This is a genomic window from Dyadobacter jejuensis (assembly GCF_003149085.1).
Lineage (GTDB): Bacteria > Bacteroidota > Bacteroidia > Cytophagales > Spirosomataceae > Dyadobacter > Dyadobacter jejuensis.
In genome coordinates this window covers 24,177-30,812 of sequence record NZ_QGDT01000022.1, presented here as the reverse complement: position 1 = coordinate 30,812, position 6,636 = coordinate 24,177, and the positions used below count along the sequence as shown (strand labels likewise).

At 44.8% G+C, this 6,636-nt stretch carries 4 protein-coding genes; all 4 read left to right on the top strand.

What is annotated here, in order from left to right:
• The coding region (locus tag CLV98_RS22170; protein WP_109678158.1) for a peptidase domain-containing ABC transporter at positions 1-1,830 on the top strand (1,830 nt) is incomplete at its 5' end.
• 13 nt (positions 1,831-1,843) lie between these two features.
• Positions 1,844-3,007, top strand: a complete 1,164-nt coding sequence (locus tag CLV98_RS22165) for an HlyD family secretion protein (protein WP_109678154.1) — start codon at positions 1,844-1,846, stop codon at positions 3,005-3,007.
• Between the two features lie 802 nt (positions 3,008-3,809).
• The gene (locus CLV98_RS22160) at positions 3,810-5,357 is read left to right on the top strand and encodes a sulfatase family protein (RefSeq protein WP_109678153.1); all 1,548 of its coding nucleotides are present in this window, start codon (positions 3,810-3,812) and stop codon (positions 5,355-5,357) included.
• Between the two features lie 125 nt (positions 5,358-5,482).
• Positions 5,483-6,574, top strand: coding sequence for a formylglycine-generating enzyme family protein (locus CLV98_RS22155; RefSeq protein ID WP_374755205.1), 1,092 nt, complete (start codon positions 5,483-5,485; stop codon positions 6,572-6,574).
• The last annotated feature ends 62 nt before the right edge of the window (positions 6,575-6,636 follow it).

The following is a 6,636-nucleotide window of genomic DNA, read 5'->3' as shown; positions in this document are numbered from 1 at the left end:
TCCATTGATGAATTCAAACAGTTGTGGACGGGTGTATTGATGATCTTGCTTCCTTCTGATGAGTTTAATGCGGGTGACCAGCGTGTTTCCGTCCTGCGCCGCTTCTGGGCTTTGGTAAAGCCGCATAAAAGTGTCATGATTCAGGCATTATTTGGTGCAGCCGTAGCAACTTTACTGGGTTTATCCACCTCCATATATATCCAGAAAATAACCGATCATGTTCTGCCTTCTGCGAACATGAACTTGTTACGTTTATTGAGTGTCGGTATGTTGCTGATCCTGGTATTACAAACCGTAGTGGGCACAATAAAAACAGTTTTTGTTTTCAAAACTGGTCAGCAGATTGATGCGCAGCTAATTTTGGGATACTACAAACATTTGCTTACGCTTCCCCAGCAATTTTTTGACACCATGCGGGTCGGAGAGATTATTTCCAGAGTTAATGACGCCGTAAAAATTCGGTCCTTTATCAACGAGACCATCCTGGATCTGGTCGTGAACGTGTTCATCGTGCTGTTTTCCTTTATGCTGATGTTTACCTATTACTGGAAACTGGCGTTGATTATGCTGGCCATCATTCCGTTTTATGTTTTTTTTTATTGGCTATCCAACCGAATTAATAAACGTCTTCAGCGTAAACTCATGGAGAATGCTGCCGAACTGGAAGCACAGCTGGTGGAATCTTTGAATGCGGCCGCTACGATTAAGCGTTTCGGTATGGAAAGCTACGCCAATTATAAAACCGAAACACGGTTTATACAGCTGCTTCGCACCATTTACAGCTCTTTTATGTCTTCGTTGTCCATTGGTACGGCCAGTGGTTTTATCTCACAGCTATTTACGATCGTCCTGCTCTGGGTTGGCACTTCTTTTGTTATAACCAATGAACTCACGGCTGGGGAGCTTTTTTCCTTTTACGCTTTAATCGGCTATTTTACCGGCCCGGCCGGAAGGCTCATCGGGGCGAACAAGACGATTCAGGATGCATTGATTGCTGCCGACAGGCTCTTCGAGATTATGGATCTTGAACGGGAGAAAACCGGACATAAAATAGAGCTTACAGCGGATATGATTGGAGATATCTATCTGGAAGAGGTGACTTTCCGGTATGGCACCCGTGCGCTTGTTTTCGAGAATTTAAGTCTTACCATGCAGAAAGGAAAAATTACTGCCATCGTAGGGGAAAGCGGCTCCGGGAAATCTACACTTATTTCCTTACTTCAGAACTTATATCCGTTAAAAAATGGCCGTATCAGGATCGGTGACAATGATATTCAACATCTTAGCATTGAAAGTTTACGTAAGTTGGTTGGTGTAGTCCCGCAGCAAATACACCTGTTTGCCGCATCGGTATTAGAAAACGTTGCATTAGGTGAATTTGAGCCGGATATGAAGAAAATGCTTTACTATGCCCGTAAACTGGGCATTCATGAGTTTATTGAAGAATTGCCGAACGGATACGCCACCGAATTAACAGAGAACGGGAATAATCTTTCCGGCGGACAACGGCAACGGCTGGCCATTCTGAGGGCACTCTATCGGGAGCCGGAGATTATTATTTTTGACGAAGCCACCTCGTCTTTGGACACCATCTCGGAGCAGTATGTGCAGGATACGATCAAGTCGCTATGTGCGATTGGAAAAACGGCCGTACTTATCGCGCATCGTTTATCTACGGTAAGGGAAGCGAATGAAATCATTGTTGTACATAAAGGTAAGGTGATCGAAAAAGGAACACATTTGACGCTGTTGGCAAAGAAGGGGCAATATGCATCGTTGTGGAGTCAGCAAAGTAATACGGCGTTGCCGGTAACCAATCATTCCATTTAACCCTGAAATATTTATGCAGCAGCAACTTTTTCCTGACGATGTGCTCGACAATAGCATAGAAGGGTATCTGCCCTGCGTGGCGGTCAGAAGCCAGTGGATTTATGCAGTTACGGTCGCTGCCATCATCCTCGCCTTATTCTCTCTTCCTTTTATTTACATCGATATCTCGGTAGAAAGCCGGGGTAGTTTACGTACTTCCAACGAAAAAACAGAGCTTCGATCCCTCGTAAGTGGTGTAATCCGGAATGTGTCGGTAAGTGAAAACCAATCGGTAAGTAAAGGAAAAGTCCTGTACGAGATAAGTTCTCAGGAATTATCTTCGCGGATACAGCTAAATAGGGATCAGCAGGATCAAAAAAACGCATATATCCATGATCTGGAAAAATTGGTCAAACTTGATAAGTCTGGTTTATACATGGAACACGTTTTCGGAACTTCGCTTTATGCGCAACAATTCTTTTCCTTCCAGTCAAAAATGCAGGAGAACCTGTTTCACCAGCAAAAGATTAAAAAGGAACTGGACGCCGATAGAAAGCTTTTTAAGGAAAGGGTGATTGCCATGCGTGAATTTGACAGTAAGGAATTTGAACATACGCAGTTGGTTGCGCAGTATGAATCCGCTTTTCGTCAGCAAAAGGGGCAGTGGCAATCTGATTTGAGCAGTCAGCGTGCAGACCTGCAGCAGCTTTCTGCAGAAGAAAAGCAGTTTGCCGAACAAAGGAAAAATTACGTCGTCAATGCGCCTGTAGCCGGTACAATGCAGCAGATATCCGGAAAATATGCAGGGAGCTTTATACAAGCAGGGGAATCGCTGGGCATCATTTCGCCGGACGACTCCATGATTATAGCGGAATGTTATGTTTCTCCCCAGGATATAGGCCTGATCAAAAAAGGTCAGTATGTTTTGTTCCGGATGGACACATTTAACTATAATGAGTGGGGAATGGTAAAGGGTAAAGTGACCGATATCGCCCAGGATTTTACGATCCTGCAGGATCAGCCCGTCTTCAAAGTGAAATGCACGCTGCAGAAGAAAAAGTTGCAATTGAAGAATGGATACAAAGTGACGCTCACGAAAGGTCTGAGCCTTCGCGCTGAATTTGTTATCGCCAGACGTAGCTTGTACCAACTCATTTATGACAAGGCAGATGACTGGCTGAATCCTAAGAATGGGTAAAAATCCCTTAACAGTTTTTTGCTGCCAAAGTGGTAAATTACAATTTGCTCTAAAAAGGTCATCCATGACGTACTAAAGGGGGATTTTCTAAATTCTCAAAAAACACCTCTTCTCACTTGATCAAAAAGATTTAACGGTACACCGTTCAATTGGATTATTTCAATTTTCTTGCCCTCTCCACGCCAATTTGTGCATCTAAGAACCTCCATTAACGTAATGAAGGACCCAGGTTTGATCTGGCCATTTATACCATGGCTGTAAAGGTTTCAGCTTGTTTGACCTGCCAGTGAATGACCGTAATGTCAGGTTTGCTATCAAGGCAATCCTTGTTTGGGCCTCTATTCCTTTTTGGCTGTCCGAGTAAAATCTTCGTAACTCAAACTGTCCGCCGACGGCGTTTTGTTTAACCCGAAAAATTTAGCACGAGATGTAGAAGATTTGTATAAATTGGCGTCATGTATTATTTGTAAGGTGGTTAGGAGAAAAGTAGTGGTATTAGCGCACCCATTTGTGAGGGATAAAAATACGATTTCTATCATGGAAAGGCAGCCGTTTCAATAGATTATTCTTACGAGGCGATTAGTTCCGATGGTTCAGTGGTATTGCTGGAAAAACCAGAAAGGAAACATGGGTTGATCCGTTATTTCAGTGATCAGATCCCCGACCAATATTAATTTTACATTTTCTTAAGAAGGGAATAGGTAGCCATGGCTTTGGTTTAGCTTCTTATTTATAAGTTTCATTTAGTACTTTTGTTTTTTGAAGAAAAAATTGACCAATCCATAACCCTACAATTCATTCTATGAAAAGGAGCTTCTTTTTCCAGATTTTGGTGGCCCTGCTGGCGATAGGGCAGTTACAGGCCCTTGCCGACTCTCCGCCTAAGCAACCCAATATTATATTTATTTTTTCCGACGATCATGCCTATCAAGCCATTAGCGCCTATGGTAGCAAGCTTACCACTACGCCCAATATCGATCGGTTGGCAAAAGAGGGTGGGTTGTTTAAGAACGCTTTGGTTACCAACTCCATATGTGGACCGAGTAGAGCCACTTTGCTCACCGGAAAGTATAGCCATATGAACGGTTATAAACGAAACGATCGTACGTTATTTGATACGAGCCAGGCGCTACTTTCCCGTACCCTACAACAGACGGGCTACCAGACGGCCTGGGTAGGCAAAATGCACCTTAATAGTCTCCCTGCAGGGTTCGATTATTGGAATGTCCTGCCCGGGCAAGGGCATTATTATAATCCGGACTTTATCAGCATGCCTCATGATACTACAAGATACAAGGGATATGTGTCCGATTTGATCACCCAGTTTTCTATCGACTTCCTAGAAAAAAGGGATACGGAAAAGCCCTTCTTTATGATCGTAGGCCACAAAGCCACCCACCGTGAATGGTTGCCGGATCTACAGGATTTAGGATCCTTCGATCAAGTGAAAATCCCGGTTCCCGACAATTTTTATGACGACTATAAGGGGCGTAATTCCGCTGCCCATCAAGATATGACCCTCGACAAGACCATGCGTTTGAAGGAGGATCTGAAGGTGGATATAGACTATAAGAGCTGGATTTATAACCGTTTTGATCCAGAGCAGAAAAAAATATTTAAAGCCTATTATGATGGGGTTTCAGAGGATTTTCATTCCAAAAACTTGTCGGGTAAGGCGCTAATCGAATGGAAATACCAACGGTATATGAATGATTATTTGTCGACAGCCAAGTCGTTGGATCGTAATATTGGCAAGCTATTGGACTACCTAGATGAGTCGGGCTTGGCCCAGAATACCATTGTAATTTACGCCTCCGACCAAGGGTTCTACCTAGGGGAACATGGCTGGTTCGACAAGCGCTTTATCTATGAGGAATCCTTAAAAACCCCATTTCTAATTCGCTATCCAGGGGTGGTAAAGCCAGGAAGCCAGTACGATCAGATGATGCTCAATATCGACTGGGCCCCTTCGATGATCGAGATGGCTGGGGGTAAAATCCCCGATGGTATGCAAGGGAAGTCTTTTGTGCCTTTGCTCCGGCCTCAATCAGCTGCGAAGACCCCCTGGAGAAAAGAGGCTTACTACCATTATTATGAATATCCTCAGCCGCACCGGGTGCACCCGCATTTTGGCTTACGAACCAATCGTTACAAAATAGCGTATTTCTACAAAGGTGGGGATTCGTGGGAGCTATATGATCTGCAGAAAGATCCGTCAGAGATGAAGAATATTTATGGTCAGAAGGGTACAGAAAAGTTAACTGCCGACCTAAAAGCAAAGCTTAAAAAACTAATGCAGGAATATAAGGATACCGAAGCTTTAGAAATATTGGCGACGGCCAAGCCTTAAAAGCGCAGGAGGTTGGGATGTAAATCGTCCTTGATTGCGGAGGCCATGTAATATACTCGTATTATACTTCAGCCCGTTTCCTGCTCGTTGGTATTGCAATGGATAGATATTTAATTTATAGAGTAATGTTCGATAAAATAATGGCAAGTAAGCGTATTAATGTATTGTTAGCAACCTGTTTGTTAGCCGGGCAGTTTGGCTGCCAGTCGGGTAAGACGGCCGAGCAAAAGACGGCCGATAGTTTAGCTCTTTGTGTTTCGGAAGGGATGCCCTCTAGAGCTGCGGCTATTGCCAGTGCCACCAACATAAAGCCCGGCCAAACCGACACCACCAATATGGTGTTGATTAAGGGTGGAGGTTTCTTGATGGGAGCCGATGAGTTTCCCGATTCTCGTCCTATGCACCAGGTTGTAGTTAGCGATTTCTGGATCGACAAACATGAAGTGACCAATGCCCAATTTGCCGAATTTGTGAAAGCAACAGGGTATAAGACAGTAGCGGAAAGGCCGTTGAATCCTGCGGATTATCCAGGGGTTCCGGCCGATAAGCTCGTACCAGGATCGGCAGTGTTTACTCCTACGCCAACACCCGTAAGTTTGCAGAATCCTTTGGCATGGTGGACCTACGAGGCTGGTGCCAGTTGGCAGCACCCAGAAGGCCCCTCGAGTTCGATTAAAGGCCGGGAAAACCATCCTGTGGTTCATGTATCGTATGAAGACGCCGATGCCTACGCTCGTTGGGCCGGCAAAAGGCTTCCTACAGAAGCGGAATGGGAATTTGCTGCCCAAGGAGGAAAAGGCAACCGTACCTATTACTGGGGCAATGAGCTGAAGCCTGGTAATAAGTGGGTGGCTAATATTTATCAAGGAAGCTTCCCCGACAAAAATACCAAAGAGGATGGTTTTGCAGCTGCGGCACCGGTGATGACCTTCCCCGCCAACGCCTACGGACTCTACGATATGGATGGAAACGTATGGGAATGGTGTCAGGATTTTTATCGCCCCGATTACTACAGCAAGAGTCCAAAAGATAACCCTAAGGGACCTAGCGATAGCTACGACCCCGATGAGCCCGGTGCAGTCAAAAGGGTGCAACGAGGTGGCTCTTTCTTGTGTAGCGACCAGTACTGTATTCGTTATAAGGCGGGTAGCCGTGGTAAGGGCGAGGTGACTAGTGGAAGCAATAATTTGGGCTTTCGCTGTGTAGCATCCAAATAATCGGTATTAATTTTAATAAAGAGCGGCCCATCACCTTGGGTCGCTCTTTTTCTGATTGTCTG

Excerpts from the sequence above, each read along its gene's own strand:
- CLV98_RS22165 (WP_109678154.1), top strand. The coding sequence starts at position 1,844 with ATGCAGCAGCAACTTTTTCCTGACGATGTGCTCGACAATAGCATAGAA.
- CLV98_RS22160 (WP_109678153.1), top strand. The coding sequence starts at position 3,810 with ATGAAAAGGAGCTTCTTTTTCCAGATTTTGGTGGCCCTGCTGGCGATA.
- CLV98_RS22155 (WP_374755205.1), top strand. The coding sequence starts at position 5,483 with ATGTTCGATAAAATAATGGCAAGTAAGCGTATTAATGTATTGTTAGCA.